The sequence below is a fragment of the Pseudomonas sp. H3_A02 genome, from assembly GCF_054671965.1.
The window spans coordinates 6,338,347-6,353,616 of sequence record NZ_CP162807.1 but is presented as its reverse complement, the minus strand read 5'-3'; the positions used below and the strand labels follow the sequence as shown (position 1 = coordinate 6,353,616).

Here is a 15,270-nt window from a genome sequence, read left to right as displayed (position 1 = left end):
CTGTCAGGCCTCGAGGCCGAGGATATCCCGCGCCACCGCTTCGGCGATCCGGATCCCGTCCACGCCCGCCGAGAGGATCCCGCCCGCGTAACCGGCGCCTTCACCCGCCGGGAACAGGCCCTTGACGTTCAGGCTCTGCAGCGATTCGTTGCGGGTAATGCGCAGGGGCGATGAGGTGCGGGTTTCGATGCCGGTCAGCACGGCGTCGTGCAGCGAGTAGCCGCGGATCTGTTTCTCGAACGCCGGCAAGGCTTCGCGGATGGCTTCGATGGCGAAGTCCGGCAAGGCCAGGGCCAGGTCCCCCAAGGACACCCCAGGCTTGTAGGAAGGTTCGACGCTGCCCAGTGCCGTAGACGGCTTGCCAGCGATGAAATCGCCCACCAGTTGCGCTGGGGCCTCGTAGTTGCTGCCGCCGAGCACGAACGCGTGGGATTCCAGGCGTTCCTGCAACTCGATCCCGGCCAGCGGGCCACCCGGATAATCCACTTCCGGGGTGATGCCGACGACGATGCCGGAGTTGGCGTTGCGCTCATTGCGCGAATACTGGCTCATGCCGTTGGTCACGACGCGGTTCGGCTCGGACGTCGCCGCCACCACGGTGCCGCCCGGGCACATGCAGAAGCTGTACACCGAGCGGCCATTCCTGGCGTGGTGCACCAGTTTGTAGTCGGCGGCGCCGAGCTTCGGATGGCCGGCGTACTTGCCCAGGCGCGCGCTGTCGATCAGTGATTGCGGGTGTTCGATGCGGAAACCCACCGAGAACGGCTTGGCTTCCATGTACACGCCACGGCTGTGGAGCATGCGGAACGTGTCCCGGGCGCTGTGGCCGAGGGCCAGGATCACGTGTTTCGAATGGATGCGTTCACCGCTGGCCAGTTCGACGCCGACCAGTTGGCCGTCCTCGATCAGCACATCGGTAACCCGCTGCTGGAAGCGTACTTCGCCGCCCAGGGCACGAATCTGCTCACGCATGGTTTCCACCACGCCGGTCAGGCGGAACGTGCCGATGTGCGGCTTGCTGACGTAGAGAATTTCTTCCGGCGCCCCGGCCTTGACGAATTCGTGCAGGACCTTGCGGCCAAGGAATTTCGGATCCTTGATCTGGCTGTAGAGCTTGCCGTCGGAAAACGTCCCGGCGCCGCCTTCACCGAACTGCACATTGGACTCGGGGTTGAGCACGCTTTTGCGCCACAGGCCCCAGGTGTCCTTGGTGCGTTGGCGCACTTCCGGGCCACGTTCGAGGATGATCGGCTTGAAACCCATCTGTGCCAGCAACAGGGCGGCGAAGATCCCGCACGGACCGAAACCGACCACGATCGGCCGCTCGCTCAGGTTGGCCGGTGCCTGGCCCACCACTTTGTAGCTGACATCCGGCGCTTCGTTGACGTTACGGTCATCGGCGAACTGGCGCAGCAGGCTGGCTTCATCGCGCACCGTCAGGTCGATGGTGTAGATGAAGCACAGCTCGGAGGATTTCTTGCGCGCGTCGTAACTGCGCTTGAACAGGGTGAAGTCGAGCAGGTCATCGCTGGCGATGCCCAGGCGCTGCACGATGGCAGGGCGCAGGTCTTCTTCGGGGTGGTCGATCGGCAGCTTGAGTTCGGTGATTCGTAACATGGCGGGGTCCGGTTCGCGGGATGCACAACTGCACCAGGGCGTGAACCGGCGATTATAAGCCAAAAGCTGTGAATCAGTCGTCGCGTGCGCCACCGAAGTAGGCGCAGCCGCGTTGGACCTGGCCGTTGACCCGCAACTCGGCGCTCATGTGTTGCACGCTGCCAGTGACGCTGTCGACACAACGCGCAGGAGTGACCCAGAGCTCGACTTTCTGGCCGTTGGCCTCGGTGCCGAGGTTGAAGCGGCCATCGCCCAATTGCTCCTCGACGTAAGGCACCGCCAGCGGCGGCTGGCCTTCGCGGTCCAGCACCAGACCCTTGCCACTGGCCTTGAGCGTCCATTCAGGGCTGTGTCCCGCGGCGCGCAGGATCACCCGTTTGAAGTCAACGTCTTCGCACGCCGTTCCCGAGCGCTCCAGGCGATACAGCTGTTCAACGTCCAACTGACTGTCGGCGCCGGCCGCTGCGCTGGAAACGATATGGCCGCGCACATCGGCAAACAGCTTGCCCCGCTCATCGGCCAGGCTGGCGGCCTGTTGCAGCACGCTGGTACTACCGCTGTCGTTGACGACGTAGCGGCGTTGTTCCTGGCACGGCTGGAACACCAGCTTGCCATCGGCCGCCGTGAGCTCGCCCTGCATGCGCGCCTGGCCGGCGTGGGAGACGCTCTGACGTGGGGCGTCGAGCAATTGGCAGCCGGTGAACAGCGGCAGGAGGGCGATAAACAGCAGGGAGCGGGCGGCACGCATCATTGGGTCTCCAGACAAGTGCCGCCACGTTACTCAGACTGATCCCACACCACAACCCGTAGGAGCTGTCGAGTGCAACGAGGCTGCGATCTTGCCCCGGACAATTGAGTCGCGAGCGAAAGATCAAAATCAAAAGATCGCAGCCTGCGGCAGTTCCTACGGGTAGAGCATCGCTTAGCCTACGTGAAAGGTCTGACCGGTTTGCAGGCCTTCTACGCTCTTGGCGTAGGCCAATGCCACATCCACTGCGGGAACGGGTTTGAAACCGCGGAAATAAGGCGCGTATTTGTCCATGGCTTCCAGCAACACGTTCGGGCTCACCGAGTTGACCCGCAGGCCCCGTGGCAACTCGATTGCCGCGGCGCGCACGAAGCTGTCCAGGGCACCGTTGACCAGGGCCGCCGACGCACCGCTCTTGATCGGATCGTGGCTGAGCACGCCGGTGGTGAAGGTGAAGGACGCACCGTCGTTGGCGAATTCGCGGCCGATCAGCAGCAGGTTGACCTGGCCCATCAGCTTGTCTTTCAAGCCCAGGGCGAAGCTGTCTTCGGTCATGTCGGCCAGGGGCGCGAAGGTGACGTTGCCGGCGGCGCAGACCAGGGCGTCAAAACGGCCAGTCTTCTCGAACAGAGCGCGAATCGAGGCGCTGTCGCTGATATCCACCTGCAACTCACCGCTGTGGCGGCCAATCCGCACGATTTCGTGGCGGGGCGACAGTTCGCTATCAATGGCCGAACCGATGGTGCCGTTGGCGCCGATCAACAGGATTTTCATGAGCTGCTCCTTAATGGGTTGAACGAGTTTTCAGTCTAGAGATGTTCTTCCCGCTGATAATCATGCTAATAGGCAACCTTTGGTTTTCATTTGGAAACAATCCAATGAGCGAAATGGATGACCTGGCGGCGTTTGCCGTGTTGATGGAGGCTGGCAGTTTCACCTTGGCGGCCCAGCAATTGGGGTGCAGCAAGGGCCAGTTGTCCAAGCGCATCAGCCTGTTGGAGAGTCGGTTTTCGGTGGTGTTGCTGCAACGCACCACACGGCGCTTGAGCCTCACGGCGGCCGGGGCGGCGTTGTTGCCCCAGGCCCAGGCGTTGTTGGTGCAGGTGGAAAGGGCGCGTCAGGCATTGGCGCGGTTGAAGGATGACGTTTCCGGACCGGTGCGTATGACGGTTCCGGTTTCGTTGGGCGAAACCTTCTTCGAGGGCTTGTTGATGGAGTTCGCTCGTACGTATCCCAATGTGCAGATCGAACTGGAGCTCAACAACGGTTACCGCGACCTGACCCGCGATGGCTTCGACCTGGCGATCCGTTCCGACGCCGCCATCGATGAGCGGCTGGTGGCTCGGCCATTGTTGGCGTGGCACGAAATGACCTGCGCCAGTCCGGCCTACCTCGAACGCTATGGCGAACCCGAGACGCCCCAGGCCCTGGCCGAACACCGTTGCCTGCTCAACAGCCACTACAGCGGCCGGGAAGAATGGCTTTACCACCAGCAACATGAATTGCTGCGGGTCCGAGTGTCGGGGCCGTTCGCCAGCAATCACTACAGCTTGCTGAAAAAAGCCGCCCTGGCCGGTGCCGGAATCGCCCGGCTGCCGTCGTACCTGTTGCATGAAGAACTGGCCGACGGACGCCTGCATTGGCTGCTGCGCGACTACCAGACCCGGCGCATGCCGATGTACCTGGTGCACCCGTACCAGGGCGGCCTGCCCAAGCGCACCCAGGTGCTGGCCGACTACTTGATCGACTGGTTCAAGCGCAGCGGCGAGGCGCTGGATCGGCTCGCTCCCACAGGGGGCCTGCGCTGAACACAAGACTCATGAACACCCAAGATCCCTGTGGGAGCGAGCTTGCTCGCGAAGGCGGTGGCGCATTCGGCATTTTTGCAGTCTGATACACCGCTATCGCGAGCAAGCTCGCTCCCACAGAGGCTGGGTTCAGTCAGTGGGCGTAGCGCTTGGCTATCAGGTGATCGATGGACAACACCCCCGGCCCGCGGGCCATCAGGTAGAGCAAGACCGCCGCCCAGGTGCCATGGGTCGGGTAGGCATCCGGGTAGACGAACAGTTGAATGGTCATGGTCATGCCGAGCAAGGCCAGCGCTGAAAAGCGTGTCGCCAGGCCCAACAGGATCAGCACCGGGAACACATGCTCGGCAGTAGCCGCCAGGTGCGCGGCCAGTTCCGGCGACAGCAGTGGCAGGGCGTATTCGCTTTTGAACAGGGGAATGGTCGAGTCCGCCAGGTGCGGCAGGCCAAGCTGGAAGGTGCCGTCGAACAGGTCGATGGCCAGGCCTTCGATTTTGGTCTGGCCGGATTTCCAGAACACCGCGGCAATCGAAAAGCGTGCGACGAAGGCGATCAGGCTGTGGGGGATTTTCTCCAGCCATTGAATGAAACCGGCAATCAGGGCGTTCATGGGGATACCTGTTCGGCTCGGATTTGGGTGATGGCCTGGTGGCGGATGAGCCCCGCCAGGGTGTGTTCCAGGTCAAGATCGATTGAGGCCTCAATGGCAGCGGTCAGCGGCAACCCTTGTTGCAGGGCTGCGATGAACCCATGGGCAGCTTGACTAATCGCAAACACCTCCACGTCCAGGCCGTTGCGCAGCACCAAGGCGTTTTGCGCGGGAAAGGTTTCGAACGGCATCGGCGCCTGATGCTGATGGGCGGCCCAGATCGTCACCACGGCGTAGGGGGATTGCAGCAGGCGCAGTGACGGGTGAAACCCGATCTTCAGATGCCCCGCCAGCGTGGGGGACGACAGCGCCGCCACGATTCGTTCTTGCGCCATGGGCTCGGCGTCTGCGGCATGCCAGGCTTGCACGTGCAGTCGCTCCAGGCGTGCGACGTCCGCCAGGTAAGGCACGCTGGCGGCGGGTTCGAAGTGTTCGATGAACTCGGCAAAGTCGCCCCCGTAGTCGTTCATCACCGGGCTTCGCGGCGGCGTCGATTGGACATAGACCCCGGCCATGGCCCGGAAAAATTCCTCGCCCACCAGTTGCGCCGCCACCGGGTAATTGTCAGCCAATGCGTTGATCAATGAGCTGAGCACGTTGTTGCGGTACACCACGAAACGGCTCTGCGGGTCCGCTCCATTGGCGCTGATCAGTCCGGGTGGACAGGCCTTGCGCGGGTCGAGCAGGGCGGCGGTGAATGCGTGCTGGCCGCTCATGACCGGGCTCCCGCGGCGCTTAACAGTTGATCGGCCTGGTGTGCTTCGGCCAGCAGCACCTCCCATGCAGGGACGTGGTTGTCGCGCTCGATCAAGGTGGCGACCGGCCCGGTCCGCTCCAGTGCCTTGAGGTACAGTTGCCAGACCGCGTGGTCGATGGGCGCGCCGTGATCGTCTATCAGCAGGCGCTCGCCGAGGCTGTCGGTATCTTCGGCAAAACCGGCCAGGTGAATTTCGCCGGTCGCTTGCAGGGGCAGGGCGTCGAGGTAGGCCAATGGATCGCGGCAGTGGTTGACGCATGAAACGTAGACGTTGTTTACATCCAGCAGCAGGCCGCAGCCGGTGCGACGGATCACTTCGCTCATGAACTGTGGCTCGTCGAGGGTCGAGGTTTCGAAGGCCAGGTAGGTAGCCGGGTTTTCCAGTAACAGCGTGCGCTTGAGGCTGCTCTGCACCTGGTCGATGTGTTCGCAGACCCGGTCGAGGGTCGCTTCGTCGTAGGCCAGGGGGAGCAGGTCATTGAGGAACACCGGGCCGTGGCTGGACCAGGCCAGGTGTTCGGAAAAGGATTGGGGCTGATAGCGTTCGATCAATGCGGCCAGGCGCTGCACATGCGCGACATCCAGCGGCCCCTCCCCACCGATCGACAGGCCGACGCCGTGCAATGACAGCGGGTACTGTTCGCGTATCAGCCCCAGGAAGTGATGAAGCGGCCCGCCGGCCACCATGTAGTTTTCCGCGTGCACCTCGAAAAAGCCCAGATCCGGTCGGGTCAGGAGCACCTCACGAAAATGCTCGCTCTTGAGCCCCAACCCTGCCCTTGGCGGCAGCCGGCTAGCAGAGGCGAGGGACGGGGTGTTCAACATGGTGGCGGGCCTCAGGCGGATGCGATCAGGACTTGGCTTTGAACGCTTCGAGCTGGCCGAAACCGGTTGGGGAGGTTTTGCTTTCCATGGTGGTGCAAGTGCCTTTGGGGACCGATTTCCAGGCGTTGGCCTGATAGTCCATTTTTGCGGTACCGGCGCAGGTGGTGCCGGCGCCGGCGGCGCAGTCGTTCTTGCCTTTGAGGGCAACGCCGAAGCATTTTTCCATGGTGTCGTCGGCTGCGTGGACGGTCGAGACGGCTGTCATGCTCAGGGCAGAACCCAGGGCCAGGACCAAGGCAGCGGCGGACAGGGTGCGGGTCGAAGCAGTCATGATGATTCTCCAGTCATTCAGGGAAATGAACCGGCGTTAGCGCCGGTCTGCTGAACTAGAGAAGGGAGGTGGGAAAGCGTTACAGCGGGCTACCGTTTTTTTTGTTTACTCCCGAAACCCAATGAGGTGAGAGTAGATTGTGTGGGAGCAAAGCTTGCTCGCGAAACAGGCGCCTCGATTTCTGAACGATCGCATCGCCTTCATCGCGGGCAAGCCTTGCTCCCACAAAAAAACGGCCCGAAGGCCGTTTTTTTACTGCGACAGACTCAACCCCCAGGTACGCCTCGCGCACTTTCGGGTCGGTCAGCAGCGCTTCACCGGTGCCTTGCATCACCACGCGGCCGTTCTCCAACACGTATGCCCGGTCGGCGATTTTCAGCGCCTGGTTGGCGTTCTGCTCCACCAGGAACACCGTCACGCCGTCCTTGCGCAGTTGCTCGATGATGTCGAAGATCTGCTGGATGATGATCGGTGCCAGGCCCAGGGACGGCTCGTCGAGCAGCAGTAGCTTGGGTTTGCTCATCAGTGCACGGCCGATGGCGAGCATTTGCTGTTCGCCGCCGGACATGGTGCCACCGCGCTGGGTAAAGCGTTCTTTCAGGCGTGGGAAAAGGTGCAGGACCTTGTCCATCTGTTCCTGATAGTCGCCCTTGTCGGTGAAGAATCCGCCCATGGCGAGGTTTTCTTCCACGGTCAGTCGGGCAAATACCCGCCGACCTTCCGGCACTACCGCGATGCTCTTGCGCATGATGCGCGCCGAGTCCTGGCCCACCAGTTCCTCACCCATGTAGCGGATGCTGCCGCTATGGGCCTGGGGCGAACCGCAGAGCGTCATCAGCAGGGTGGATTTGCCGGCACCGTTGGCACCGATCAGCGTGACGATTTCGCCCTGGCGGACTTCGACGTTGACGCTGTGCAGGGCCTGGATCTTGCCGTAGAAGGTGGAAACGTTTTCGAACTGCAGCATTTACGCTTCCCCCAGGTAGGCTTTGATCACTTCAGGATTGTCGCGGATCTGTTCCGGCGTACCGTCGGCCAGGGGCGTGCCCTGGTTGATCACGACGATGTGGTCGGAAATGCTCATGACCAGCTTCATGTCGTGCTCGATCAACAGCACGGTGACGTTGTGCTCCTCGCGCAGCACGCCGATCAGCGCTTTCAGGTCTTCGGTTTCCTTGGGGTTCAGGCCGGCGGCCGGTTCGTCGAGCATGAGGATCCGCGGACGGGTCATCATGCAGCGGGCGATTTCCAGGCGCCGTTGCTGACCGTAGGCCAAGGTCCCGGCGGTACGGTTGGCAAACTCGGTGAGGTTGACCTTGTCCAGCCAGTACTCGGCGTACTCCATCGCCTCGCGTTCGCTCTTGCGGAACGCCGGGGTCTTGAACAGACCGGCAAAGAAGTTGGTGTTCAGGTGACGATGCTGGGCAATCAGCAGGTTCTCGACCGCCGTCATGTCCTTGAACAGCCGCACGTTCTGGAAGGTGCGCACCACACCCTTGCGGGCGATGTGGTGGCCGGGCAGGCCCTGGATCGGCTCGCCGTCCAGCAGGATGGTGCCGCCGGTGGGCTGGTAGAAGCCGGTCAGGCAGTTGAACACGGTGGTCTTGCCCGCGCCGTTAGGCCCGATCAGGGCTACCACCTGCTTCTCTTTCACGGTCAGGGCCACGCCGTTGACCGCCAGCAAACCGCCGAAGCGCATGCTCAAGTTTTCGACTTTCAGGATCTCGCGGCTCATTTGCGCAGCTCCATGTGGGGGCGTTGCATAGGCAGCAGACCTTGAGGACGCCAGATCATCATCAGCACCATCAAGGCGCCGAACATCAACATGCGGTATTCGCTGAATTCACGCATCATCTCCGGCAGCAGGATCATCACGATGGCCGCCAGGATCACGCCCAACTGCGAGCCCATCCCGCCCAGCACCACGATGGCGAGGATGATCGCCGACTCGATGAAGGTGAAGGACTCCGGCGTCACCAGGCCTTGGCGAGCGGCGAAGAAGCTGCCGGCAAAACCGGCGAACGCGGCGCCGAGGGTAAAGGCTGACAGTTTGATCACGGTTGGGTTGAGACCCAGGGCACGGCAGGCGATTTCGTCTTCACGCAATGCCTCCCAGGCGCGGCCGATCGGCATGCGCAGCAGGCGGTTGATGACGAACAGCGCGGCCAGGGCCAGCAACAGGGCAACCAGGTAGAGGAAGATCACCTTGTTGATCGAGTTGTATTCCAGGCCGAAGTACTCGTGGAAGGTCTGCAAGCCTTCGGCGGCTTTACGTTCGAAGGTCAGGCCGAAGAACGTCGGTTTCTCGATGTTGCTGATGCCGTTCGGGCCACCGGTGATGTCGGTCAGGTTGCGCAGGAACAGGCGGATGATCTCGCCAAACCCCAGGGTCACGATCGCCAGGTAGTCGCCGCGCAAGCGCAGGACCGGGAAACCCAGCAGGAAACCGAAGGTGGCGGCCATCATCCCGGCGATCGGCAGGCAGATCCAGAAGCTCAGGCCGAAGTAGTGGGACAGCAGCGCATAGCTGTAGGCGCCGACGGCATAGAAACCGACGTAACCCAGGTCCAGCAGGCCGGCCAGGCCTACGACGATGTTCAGGCCCAGGCCGAGCATCACGTAGATCAGGATCAGCGTGGCAATGTCCACCGCGCCGCGAGAGCCGAAGAACGGCCACACCAGGGCCACGACGATCAGGCCCAGCACGATCCAGCGCTGGGTCGACGGCAAGGTCAGGAAGTTGCTGGCCTTGGCCGGGATCACCGGCAGGCCGGGCGAAGACTTCCATGCCGCGCTGATCTGTGTGCTGAACAGCACGCGCACGAACATCAGCAGCGAGCACACGGCGATGGTCGCCAGGATGGCCGGGCTGGTGCCGTGCACTTCCAGGTTGATGCCGACGATGGTCAGTTTAAGACCCAATACCGGGTAGGCCACGGCCCAGACCAGCAGGGCGCTGAAGAGCGCCGATTTGAGATGCCTAGTCATACTTTCTCAACCTCCGGACGGCCCAGGATGCCGGTCGGCCGGAACAACAGAACCAGAACCAACAAGCCGAATGCCACGACGTCTTTGTACTGGTCGCCGAAGATGTCGGCGCCAAAGGCTTCCGCCACACCCAGCACCAGCCCGCCGAGCATCGCCCCGGGGATGCTGCCGATGCCGCCCAGTACCGCGGCGGTGAAGGCTTTCAGGCCCACGAGGAAGCCGGCGTTGGGGTTGATCACGCCGTATTGCATGCTCAACAGCACCGCAGCGATGGCCGCCAGGGCCGCACCGATGACGAAGGTCAGGGCGATGATGTTGTTGGTGTTGATGCCCAGCAGGTTGGCCATCTTGATGTCCTCGGCACAGGCGCGGCAGGCGCGGCCCAGGCGGGAACGGGAGATGAACAACGTGAGGCCGAGCATGGCGACCAGGGTCACCACGAACACCACGATTTGCATGTAGGAAATCAGCACTTCATGTGCCCCGCCTGGCCCGATGGCGAAGTTGCCCGGAATCAGGTTGGGAATAGCTTTGTCCTTGGAGTCTTGCGAAAGCAGAACCGTGTTCTGCAGGAAAATCGACATGCCGATGGCGGAAATCAGCGGGATCAGACGGTTGCTGCCGCGCAGGGGGCGGTAGGCGATCCGTTCGATGCTGTAGCCATAGGAGCTGGTGACGACGATGCTCGCGAGAAACGCGGCGGTCATCAACAGCGGGACACTGTCGAGTCCCATCATGCTCAGCCCGGCGATGGCGATGAACGCCACGTAGGAGCCGATCATGTACACCTCGCCGTGGGCGAAGTTGATCATTCCAATGATGCCGTAAACCATCGTATAGCCGATGGCGATCAGGGCATACGTGCTGCCAACGGTCAGGCCGTTAACCAGCTGCTGGAAGAAGTGATAGATGTCAGGCATTACAGCGCTCCTAAAAACCTGATACGCATTTCACTGGTGGAGTCATTTTCCCGCCCGGGCCCCGTGGATCTGCATCCACTTCGAGCACGAGGTTTGCCAGCGAACCGCTGATGACGGTTTTGAGATTTTCAGGTGGGGAGACTGGCGGATCACGCCAGCGCGGCCCAATACATTTAAAACAAAGCCCACGGCACGCCGTGGGCTTTATTGGCAGTCAGTCAGGCCAGGCCTTACTGAGGCGATACTTCAGTTTTAGGTTTGCCGTTGTGCCATTCGTAGACCACGAACTTGAAGTCCTTCAGGTCGCCGTTCTTGTCGAAGCTCAAGTCACCGGTTGGCGTCTTGAAGGTGCCGGCGTGGATGGCTTCAGCCACTTTGGAGGTGTCTTCGGACTTGGCAGCCTTGATACCTTCGGCGATGACTTCAACAGCCGAGTAGGACGGGAACACGAACGGGCCGCTCGGATCTTCCTTCTTGGCCTTGAAGGCGTCTGCCAGGGCAACGTTGGCAGGGTCCTGGTCGAAGGATTTCGGCAGGGTCACCAGCAGGCCTTCGGACGCATCCTTGGCGATTTGGGTGATCGAGTCGTTACCCACGCCTTCCGGACCCATGAACTTGGCCTTCAGGCCTTTTTCCTGGGATTGACGCAGGATCAGGCCCAGCTCCGGGTGGTAGCCGCCGTAGTAGACGAAGTCGACGTTGGCTTGCTTGAGCTTGGCGATCATCGAGGAGAAGTCTTTGTCGCCGGCGTTCACGCCTTCGAAGACGGCCACTTTCACGCCTTTGCCTTCGAGGGTTTTCTTCACGGCGCTGGCGATGCCTTCACCGTACTGCTGCTTGTCGTGCAGGACCGCAACGATCTTCGGCTTGACGTGGTCGGCAATGTAGTTGCCGGCCGCAGGGCCTTGGGCGCTGTCCAGGCCGATGGTGCGGAAGATCATCTTGTAGCCGCGAGCGGTGATGTCCGGGCTGGTAGCCGCCGGGGTGATCATGATCACGCCTTCGTCTTCGTAGATGTCCGAAGCTGGCTGGGTGGAGCTGGAGCACAGGTGGCCGACCACGAACTTGATGCCGTCGTTAACGACTTTGTTCGCGACCGCGACCGCTTGTTTTGGATCACAGGCGTCATCGTATTCAACGGCTTCAAGTTTCTTGCCGTCGACGCCGCCTTTGGCGTTGATCTGCTCGATGGCCATTTTCGCGCCACTGAACTGCATGTCGCCGTATTGGGCTACAGGGCCGGTTTTCGGGCCGGCGATGCCGATCTTGATGGTGTCGGCGGCAAACGAATGGCTGGCAACCCCGGCCAGAACCATAGCGGCAAACAGTTTGGAAATCTGCTTAGTAGCCTTAGTCATAGTGCTCCACTCATGCTGTTGTAGTTTTTATAGTCCTGGCGCCGTAGCAGCAGAACCGGGTCAGATATCTTGGATACCCTCGCGGAAAATGCCCCCGGCAACTGTACCGGTACAGTGTAGAGCGCCGATTGTTGGCAAGGGAAGCTGGCGCTTGGGGGCAAAACCTGGAGGTGTCGCTAAATTGAAAGAAAAAGACAGAATAGCGGCGGGGGTTGTCCGGTCGTTTCGGCAATCCTTGGCTTTCCTGCGCTTTTCAATCGGTGCTGCAATTACTACCGGGTTTTTCTGCCAGACCACCGACGTTATCATTCGCGCCGATTTCTTTTCCGGACAGGTCCCATGAATCAAGAACCTAGCACCCTCTATGCCAAGCTGCTTGGAGAAACTGCATCCATCACCTGGAAGGAGCTGGAGCCGTTCTTTGCCAAGGGTGCCCTATTGTGGGTCGATCCGGCACTGGATTTGATCGCCGCCGCCGAGGCCGTTGCCCAGGACGAAGGTACCAAAGTCGCCGCCTGGCTGGCCGCCGACCAGCTCGCCAAGCTGTCTGAAACGCGGGCGCTGGATTTTCTCGAACGCGATCCGCAGCTTTGGGCGGTGGTGGTTTCGCCGTGGATTATGATCCAGGAAAGGGCGTCGAATTGATCGGTGCACCGAGTTGGTTCGTGTTTTTGCGTTTGAAAAGTGTGTAGGTGAGTAGCGTGATAGCGCCCCTGCCGTGGCGAAACGCCACAGGGGAGGGTGACGTATACGTAACGGGAACAGTTTATGGGGCAGCCTTTGGGCTGCTCAATTGTTTCTGGATGTTGTTCGGGTGGTGTATTCGAGGCCCTCATCGCGAGCAAGCTCGCTCCCACAATGGGCCTGTGTTCACAAAACCTTGTGGGAGCGAGCTTGCTCGCGATCGAGACGACGCGGTGTTACCACCTGCCTCAATAAGTCTTGCCCGTATGGTTATTAAGGGAAATAACCTTGGTCTTGCCAATGCGGTGACGGTAGATCTCACGCAGGTACTTGATGGATTTCTTCACGCAGTCGCGGGACAGGCGGATGTCGTTGATCGAGACGAATTTGTCCTTGTCGTTGATCAGCTCGCGGTACTTCTTCTCGTACATCGGCTTGATCGCGTACCAGTTGGTGTCGAGGATCTTCGCCGGGTTCTCGAATTCGTTGAGCAGCTCATCGATGCGTGCTTCGTCGAAGTCTTCATTGATGATGAAGTCCAGGATCGAGTTGTCCAGGGTGTCGTCGAAGCGGTACGGGGTGCGGGCGAAGCAGCGCTTGATGAAGGCCACGATGAGGGTCAGGAAGTCATCCGACAGGCACGGGCTCTTGGCAATCAGGGTGGTCAGCGACAGGTTCGCCGAGGCGCCAATCACCAACGCGTAACGCTTGAGCGTGGTGTTGGGGAACAGGCTGTTGAGGTGGGTCTTGAGCCGGTTCAGGTCCATGTAGGACAGCTTGTAGTCCTTGGGCAAGGAGACGATGGACACCACCGACGAGCAGTTCTTGAAGAAGTGCAGGTCATGCAGGGCCGCGGCGTCGTAGCCGGAATTCTTGTATTGCTCCAGCGAGGCGCGGTAGCGCTTGGATTCGATCGGCAACAGGCTGATGCCTTCGATGGCCTGGGTGACTTTGTTGAAATGCGGCAGGTCGATGGAGCGGAAGAACAGGTCGTCGATGTTCAGGCGCGGCGGCTCTTTCTCGAACACCTTGAACTTGTCGCCGCTCGGCGCCGGGGTTTCCGGGACGACGGACTCGGCGTAGGCAATCGCCACCGGGCCGGCCAGGCTCATGAACAGGTCGTTGGCGTCCAGGCGAATGGTCTCGCCAATGTCGATGCCGGCACGGCGGAAATAGTTCTGGTCGTAGTCGGTGGTGACAGCCTGGGCCGTCAGGATGTTGAAGATCTGCTGGGAGATGTACTGGTTGGCGTGCTTCTCCATGGCGTTGACATCAATGTTCTGGATGTTGCCGTCATCGCTTTCCTCGGCATAACGCATGATGTCGTTGGAGATCAGCATCATCGCGTTCCACGGGCGGATACGGCCCATCACGCTGGCTTCGCTGCTGTCTTCGTTGGCAAAGTTGTACGAGAAATCCCATTCTTCCGACAGGTACTTGCACAGCAGGCGTCCGGCGTTGATGTGCAGCGCCTCGGACATTTCGCTGCGGTGGTCGGAAATGTTCGGCAGTACGCAGATGCCGCTGGTGAAGATCGGCTCGAAGACGAAGGAGTGGCCGCTCTTGCTGTCGTGTTCGTCCATCGGTTTGGTGTCGAACGTCTTGTTCATGTACGAGTACTGCTGGGCCAGGCCGAACTCCGAGGCCATGCCCGAACCGGTACCGCCGCCGGCGCTGAAGATCGAGAAGTACAGGCGCGACTGGTTGGCCTTGATGCCGCAGCTGTCGATCAGGTACGAGTGGATCATTTTCCAGTCGGGGCTGGAGAAGCGCTGGGTGTCCTTGTTCAGGATGATCTTGGCCAGGTACTGGCCGAGGATCGGCGCGTTACCGGCGCCACCGGCGTGGACTTCCGACAGGTCCATGATTTTCATTTTGCTGTAGTCGCGCAAAAAGCCGCTTTTCTCGCCCTTGCGTGAGAAACGGATGCGCCCGGCGATGTCCTTGTCCAGGTCGCCGAGCATCACCAGCGGTTCCACCAGGAACACCGGTTTGCTGACCTTGCTCGTGCCCAGGCGCAGGTTGTTGCGGATCCACTGTGCGGGGCTGTAGCCCTTGTCGTTGTAGCCTTTGTCTTCGGCGTTGAATTCGTTGAGGTAGAACTTGCGGGCGTTGTACACCAGCTCGGCCACGTCCAGGGCGATGTTGGAGCCGCAGCGACCCAGGCCGATCAGGCACACCGACGGGAACTCTTGCTGGGCGCGGTCGTATTCGTCATCCACCAGGTGCGGCGGACGCGGGAACACGGTGTCACGCAGGCCGTCGAGGTTATCGAGGATACGGTCGGTGTTGGTTTCGGTGAAATACAGATACTGCTGGGTCGACAGGGGGCGTGGGGGGCTCGACGGCTTCGAGACTTCCGGGCCGTTGGCGGCCGGGCTCAAGGTCAGATCGGATACCGCAGTGGCTGTTTTTTTTGAGGTCATTGTGCGCCATTTGCCTGAACGGGTGACTCGATGAATGCACTCATCGAATCATCGCGGATGGGTACTCGCGCCGGGATAAACGCGAATGTCGGTCCAAGCGGTCAGGGCTGCAGCCTGAGCAGCGCTCGGGGTAATCTTTTCCTGATCTCGTTGAATCGG

The 15,270-nt window shown here is 61.0% G+C and carries 14 protein-coding genes and 1 pseudogene; 2 read left to right on the top strand and 13 right to left on the bottom strand.

Annotated features, from left to right (window positions below):
- Window positions 1–3: 3 nt before the first annotated feature.
- The 3 genes from AB4N80_RS27940 to AB4N80_RS27930 form a co-directional block, all read right to left on the bottom strand.
- Entirely contained in the window at window positions 4–1,617 is a 1,614-nt protein-coding gene (locus AB4N80_RS27940; RefSeq protein WP_122566877.1) for an NAD(P)/FAD-dependent oxidoreductase, read from the bottom strand.
- 73 nt (window positions 1,618–1,690) lie between these two features.
- The gene (locus tag AB4N80_RS27935) at window positions 1,691–2,365 is read right to left on the bottom strand and encodes a COG3650 family protein (protein ID WP_460083180.1); all 675 of its coding nucleotides are present in this window, start codon (window positions 2,363–2,365) and stop codon (window positions 1,691–1,693) included.
- 174 nt (window positions 2,366–2,539) lie between these two features.
- Window positions 2,540–3,139: a short chain dehydrogenase gene (locus tag AB4N80_RS27930; RefSeq protein ID WP_122566876.1), complete on the bottom strand. Its 600-nt coding sequence runs from the start codon at window positions 3,137–3,139 to the stop codon at window positions 2,540–2,542.
- A 104-nt stretch (window positions 3,140–3,243) separates the two neighbouring features.
- On the opposite strand from AB4N80_RS27930, the gene AB4N80_RS27925 reads away from it, so the two are divergent.
- Window positions 3,244–4,173 (top strand): LysR family transcriptional regulator, encoded by a 930-nt coding sequence (locus AB4N80_RS27925; protein ID WP_122566875.1) that lies wholly within the window; start codon window positions 3,244–3,246, stop codon window positions 4,171–4,173.
- A gap of 133 nt (window positions 4,174–4,306) precedes the next feature.
- Here the strand turns inward: AB4N80_RS27925 and AB4N80_RS27920 are convergent, their stop codons facing one another.
- The 9 genes and pseudogenes from AB4N80_RS27920 to AB4N80_RS27880 form a co-directional block, all read right to left on the bottom strand.
- Window positions 4,307–4,783, bottom strand: a complete 477-nt coding sequence (locus AB4N80_RS27920) for a DoxX family protein (RefSeq protein WP_122566874.1) — start codon at window positions 4,781–4,783, stop codon at window positions 4,307–4,309.
- Complete coding sequence (locus tag AB4N80_RS27915) at window positions 4,780–5,538, bottom strand: HvfC/BufC N-terminal domain-containing protein (protein WP_122566873.1); 759 nt, start codon at window positions 5,536–5,538, stop codon at window positions 4,780–4,782. The genes AB4N80_RS27920 and AB4N80_RS27915 overlap by 4 nt, the downstream gene beginning before the upstream one ends.
- A complete protein-coding gene (bufB, locus tag AB4N80_RS27910; protein WP_122566872.1) occupies window positions 5,535–6,404 on the bottom strand; it encodes an MNIO family bufferin maturase in 870 nt (289 codons plus the stop codon). Before bufB ends, AB4N80_RS27915 begins: the two co-directional genes overlap by 4 nt.
- 25 nt (window positions 6,405–6,429) lie before the next feature.
- Window positions 6,430–6,735 carry a BufA1 family periplasmic bufferin-type metallophore gene (locus tag AB4N80_RS27905; protein ID WP_122566871.1) on the bottom strand — a complete coding sequence of 102 codons (306 nt, stop codon included), beginning with the start codon at window positions 6,733–6,735 and terminating at the stop codon, window positions 6,430–6,432.
- 271 nt (window positions 6,736–7,006) lie between these two features.
- Window positions 7,007–7,702 (bottom strand): annotated as a pseudogene (locus AB4N80_RS27900) (ABC transporter ATP-binding protein); the annotation flags it as partial.
- Window positions 7,703–8,470 carry a high-affinity branched-chain amino acid ABC transporter ATP-binding protein LivG gene (gene livG, locus AB4N80_RS27895; protein ID WP_060738896.1) on the bottom strand — a complete coding sequence of 256 codons (768 nt, stop codon included), beginning with the start codon at window positions 8,468–8,470 and terminating at the stop codon, window positions 7,703–7,705.
- Entirely contained in the window at window positions 8,467–9,723 is a 1,257-nt protein-coding gene (locus tag AB4N80_RS27890) for a high-affinity branched-chain amino acid ABC transporter permease LivM (RefSeq protein ID WP_053182535.1), read from the bottom strand. The genes livG and AB4N80_RS27890 overlap by 4 nt, the downstream gene beginning before the upstream one ends.
- Window positions 9,720–10,643: a high-affinity branched-chain amino acid ABC transporter permease LivH gene (gene livH / locus AB4N80_RS27885; RefSeq protein WP_122566870.1), complete on the bottom strand. Its 924-nt coding sequence runs from the start codon at window positions 10,641–10,643 to the stop codon at window positions 9,720–9,722. Before livH ends, AB4N80_RS27890 begins: the two co-directional genes overlap by 4 nt.
- Before the next feature lie 230 nt (window positions 10,644–10,873).
- Entirely contained in the window at window positions 10,874–12,001 is a 1,128-nt protein-coding gene (locus AB4N80_RS27880) for a branched-chain amino acid ABC transporter substrate-binding protein (protein WP_122566869.1), read from the bottom strand.
- A gap of 339 nt (window positions 12,002–12,340) precedes the next feature.
- On the opposite strand from AB4N80_RS27880, the gene AB4N80_RS27875 reads away from it, so the two are divergent.
- On the top strand, window positions 12,341–12,646 hold the full coding sequence (locus tag AB4N80_RS27875; protein ID WP_053119051.1) for a DUF2288 domain-containing protein: 306 nt from the start codon (window positions 12,341–12,343) through the stop codon (window positions 12,644–12,646).
- 287 nt (window positions 12,647–12,933) lie between these two features.
- Here AB4N80_RS27875 and AB4N80_RS27870 read toward each other — a convergent pair whose 3' ends face one another.
- The gene (locus AB4N80_RS27870) at window positions 12,934–15,111 is read right to left on the bottom strand and encodes a hypothetical protein (protein ID WP_122566867.1); all 2,178 of its coding nucleotides are present in this window, start codon (window positions 15,109–15,111) and stop codon (window positions 12,934–12,936) included.
- Between the last annotated feature and the right edge of the window lie 159 nt (window positions 15,112–15,270).

Excerpts from the sequence above, each read along its gene's own strand:
- livG (WP_060738896.1), bottom strand. The coding sequence starts at position 8,470 with ATGAGCCGCGAGATCCTGAAAGTCGAAAACTTGAGCATGCGCTTCGGC.
- AB4N80_RS27905 (WP_122566871.1), bottom strand. The coding sequence starts at position 6,735 with ATGACTGCTTCGACCCGCACCCTGTCCGCCGCTGCCTTGGTCCTGGCC.
- AB4N80_RS27920 (WP_122566874.1), bottom strand. The coding sequence starts at position 4,783 with ATGAACGCCCTGATTGCCGGTTTCATTCAATGGCTGGAGAAAATCCCC.
- AB4N80_RS27880 (WP_122566869.1), bottom strand. The coding sequence starts at position 12,001 with ATGACTAAGGCTACTAAGCAGATTTCCAAACTGTTTGCCGCTATGGTT.
- AB4N80_RS27940 (WP_122566877.1), bottom strand. The coding sequence starts at position 1,617 with ATGTTACGAATCACCGAACTCAAGCTGCCGATCGACCACCCCGAAGAA.
- AB4N80_RS27890 (WP_053182535.1), bottom strand. The coding sequence starts at position 9,723 with ATGACTAGGCATCTCAAATCGGCGCTCTTCAGCGCCCTGCTGGTCTGG.
- livH (WP_122566870.1), bottom strand. The coding sequence starts at position 10,643 with ATGCCTGACATCTATCACTTCTTCCAGCAGCTGGTTAACGGCCTGACC.
- AB4N80_RS27935 (WP_460083180.1), bottom strand. The coding sequence starts at position 2,365 with ATGCGTGCCGCCCGCTCCCTGCTGTTTATCGCCCTCCTGCCGCTGTTC.
- bufB (WP_122566872.1), bottom strand. The coding sequence starts at position 6,404 with ATGTTGAACACCCCGTCCCTCGCCTCTGCTAGCCGGCTGCCGCCAAGG.
- AB4N80_RS27930 (WP_122566876.1), bottom strand. The coding sequence starts at position 3,139 with ATGAAAATCCTGTTGATCGGCGCCAACGGCACCATCGGTTCGGCCATT.
- AB4N80_RS27915 (WP_122566873.1), bottom strand. The coding sequence starts at position 5,538 with ATGAGCGGCCAGCACGCATTCACCGCCGCCCTGCTCGACCCGCGCAAG.
- AB4N80_RS27870 (WP_122566867.1), bottom strand. The coding sequence starts at position 15,111 with ATGACCTCAAAAAAAACAGCCACTGCGGTATCCGATCTGACCTTGAGC.
- AB4N80_RS27875 (WP_053119051.1), top strand. The coding sequence starts at position 12,341 with ATGAATCAAGAACCTAGCACCCTCTATGCCAAGCTGCTTGGAGAAACT.
- AB4N80_RS27925 (WP_122566875.1), top strand. The coding sequence starts at position 3,244 with ATGAGCGAAATGGATGACCTGGCGGCGTTTGCCGTGTTGATGGAGGCT.